At 70.8% G+C, this 3,111-nt stretch carries 3 protein-coding genes; 2 read left to right on the forward strand and 1 reads right to left on the reverse strand.

The annotated features are described in order from the left end of the window. Positions 1-479, reverse strand: a 479-nt coding sequence (locus VF468_08940; GenBank protein HEX5878432.1) for a hypothetical protein, incomplete at its 3' end; no start/stop codon positions are given. 301 nt (positions 480-780) lie between these two features. Here VF468_08940 and mtrA point away from each other — a divergent pair. Both mtrA and mtrB read left to right on the forward strand, forming a co-directional pair. After that, entirely contained in the window at positions 781-1,458 is a 678-nt protein-coding gene (mtrA, locus tag VF468_08945) for an MtrAB system response regulator MtrA (GenBank protein ID HEX5878433.1), read from the forward strand. A 20-nt stretch (positions 1,459-1,478) separates the two neighbouring features. Beyond that, positions 1,479-3,111: MtrAB system histidine kinase MtrB (gene mtrB, locus VF468_08950; protein HEX5878434.1), on the forward strand; the 1,633-nt coding region annotated here is incomplete at its 3' end.

Here is a 3,111-nt window from a genome sequence, read left to right on the forward strand (position 1 = left end):
ATCACCGCGGCCGGGGCGGCCAGCACCAGGATCAGATAGGCCAGCACACCCGGCACCACCAGCAGCAGCAACCCGACCGAGCACCGCACGCCGACGACCAGCGCCACGCCCAACACGACGGGCCACCGCCCGGACATCCGTTGAGCCACGGCGCCGCGCCCGTCGCGGCCCTGGGCCAGCGCACCCGCGCCGGCGGTGGCCAGGCCGGCCACCACCACGCCGGTCACGGTGGAGACGACCAGGGACGCCAGCGCCGATGCCACGACCGGAGCCGGGATGGCGGTTCCGCCGCGGATGATGTCCTCCAGCCACGCGGCCTCGGCGTAGGACTGCAGGCTGCCCATCGCGGCCAGGACGCCCATGCTCACGCCGTTGGACAGCGCCGCGGCCACGAACGCGGCGACGCACAGCGGCATCGCGCAACGGCGCACCACGGTGATTGCCGTCCCGAGCAGGTCGCCGACGCCGAGCGGACGCAACGGGATCGGACCGGGCTGTGCGTCCCAACCGCCGGGCCGGCCAGGTCCGCCATAGGGCTCGTGGCGCGGATCTCCAGGAAAGTTCACGCCGCCGCCCCCGGGGTCGCCTCGCCGGCTCGGCCACCCCGACGGGGCGCCGGCGCCTGTGCTGTTGGTTCGCTCGCAAGCTCGCTCACGCCAACAATCGTCCCATGCACATCGGCGTCGCCGGATCGGTCACGGTGAACCCGCGGACGGGGGCGAACCGCGTTCACCCGCGCGTCCACCCCGCCCGACCTGTGCAGGATGTCACCATGGGGGTATGAAAGCTCGTGTGCTGGTGGTCGATGATGACCCCGCCCTCGCCGAGATGCTCACCATCGTGCTGCGCGGGGAGGGCTTCGACACCGCCGTCGTGCGGGACGGGTCGAAGGCCGTCGAGGCGTTCCGGGACGTGCACCCGGATCTGGTGCTGCTGGACCTGATGCTGCCCGGGGTGTCGGGGCTGGACGTGTGCAAGGAGATCAGGGCCGAGTCCGGCATCCCGATCATCATGCTCACCGCCAAGACCGACACCGTCGACGTGGTCCTGGGGCTGGAGTCCGGGGCCGACGACTACGTCATGAAGCCGTTCAAACCGAAGGAGCTGACCGCCCGGATCCGGGCCCGGCTGCGCCGCGCCGACGTCGGATCGGCCGAGCGGCTGCGGGTCGCCGACGTGGACATCGACGTTCCCGGCCATCAGGTCACCCGGGACGGCGAGCCGATTCCGCTCACCCCCCTGGAGTTCGACCTGCTGGTCGCCCTTGCCCGCAAGCCGCGCCAGGTGTTCACCCGGGAGGTGCTGCTGGAGAAGGTCTGGGGGTACCGGCACGCCGCCGACACCAGGCTGGTCAACGTGCATGTGCAGCGGCTGCGCTCCAAGATCGAGAAGGATCCGGAGCATCCCGAGGTGGTCGTCACCGTCCGCGGCGTCGGATACCGGGCCGGAAACATCTGACCTTGCCCGATCATTGAGTCGTGACCACTGAGCCGGACCAGTCGGGCGATGCCGGGCCCGCACCGCAGGCCCCGGTCGTCGACCGTCCCCGACCCATCGGCAACCGGCTGACCCGGCTGAGTGAGAAGGCCCGCAGGGGCCTGTCCACCGCGCGGTCGCGGATCGCGTTCTGGAGCCGGTCGCTGCTGCTGCGGGTGGTCGTGCTGACCCTGACCCTGTCCGCCGTCGTCATGATCACACTCGGGCTGATCCTGCAGCAGCAGATCACCACCGGCCTGCTGCAGTCCAAGATCGACGCGGCCACGGTGGAGATCAACAACGCCCGGCAGACCGTGCAGAACAGCCTGTCCGGCGCCGACTCGGATCCCAACTCGCTGCGCGAGCAGCTTTCGCTGGCATTGACCGAGATCGGCCGGGTGGAAGGGTCGAGCGGCGCCCAGAACTCCACCGCGGGTGTGTTCGAGCCGGTCATCGTGCCCAACCGGATCCAGTCGGACGCCGACCTGGCGGTCGCCCAACCACTCGGCGACGTGCCCGCCGAGCTGCGGGCCCGGGTGGCCCAGGGAAACGTCTCCTACCAGTACACGACGATCCGGCGGGACGACCGGGCCATCCCGGCGCTGGTGATGGGTAGCCCCGCGGGCACCACCACCGACAACTTCGAGGTGTACCTGATCTTCCCGTTGGCCGGCGAGCAGGGCACGGTGCAGGTCGTGCAGCGCACCCTGTTGCTCGGCGGCGTCGCCTTGGCCATCGCGCTGACCGGCATCGCCGCACTGGTCGCGATGCAGGTCGTGCGCCCGGTGCGCCGGGCCGCGGCCAGCGCCCGCAAGCTGGCCGCCGGCGACCTGGCCGAGCGCATGCCGGTCAAGGGACCGATCGAGCTGGAGACCCTCGCGAGTTCGTTCAACGGGATGGCCGAGGCGATCCGGGTGCAGATCCGCCAGCTGGAGGAGTTCGGCAAGCTGCAACGCCGATTCACCTCGGACGTCTCGCACGAGCTGCGCACCCCGCTGACCACCGTCCGGATGGCCGCCGACATGCTCTACGACGGTCGGGAGGACTTCCCGGAGTACCTCGGCCGGTCCACCGAACTGTTGGTCGACGAGCTGGACCGGTTCGAGTCGCTGCTGGCCGATCTGCTGGAGATCAGCCGCTACGACGCGGGCATGGCCGAGCTCAGCGCGGAGACGATCGACATCCGTTCCTGCATCCACGCCGGCATCTCTGCGGCGGCGCCGCTGGCCGACCAGTTCGACATCCAGATCGTCACGATCCTGCCCGAGCATCCCGTCGTCGCCGAGATCGACAACCGGCGGGTGGACCGCATCCTGCGCAACCTGATCAACAACGCGATCGACCACGCCGACGGCAAGCCGGTCGAGGTGGAATTGGCCGCCGACCCGGACGTGCTGGCCATCACCGTCACCGACCACGGGGTCGGATTGCGGCCGGGGGAGGCCGGGCTGGTGTTCAACCGGTTCTGGCGGGCCGACCCGTCCCGGCAGCGGCACACCGGGGGCACCGGCCTCGGTCTGGCGATCTCGTTGGAGGATGCCCGGTTGCACGGCGGCTGGCTGCAGGCCTCCGGCACACCGGGGGAGGGTGCCCGGTTCCGGCTCACCCTGCCACGCCGGCGCGGCGGGCTGATCA

The organism is Actinomycetota bacterium, assembly GCA_036280995.1.
In the GTDB taxonomy this organism is placed as follows: Bacteria; Actinomycetota; CALGFH01; order CALGFH01; family CALGFH01; genus CALGFH01.

Excerpts from the sequence above, each read along its gene's own strand:
- mtrA (HEX5878433.1), top strand. The coding sequence starts at position 781 with ATGAAAGCTCGTGTGCTGGTGGTCGATGATGACCCCGCCCTCGCCGAG.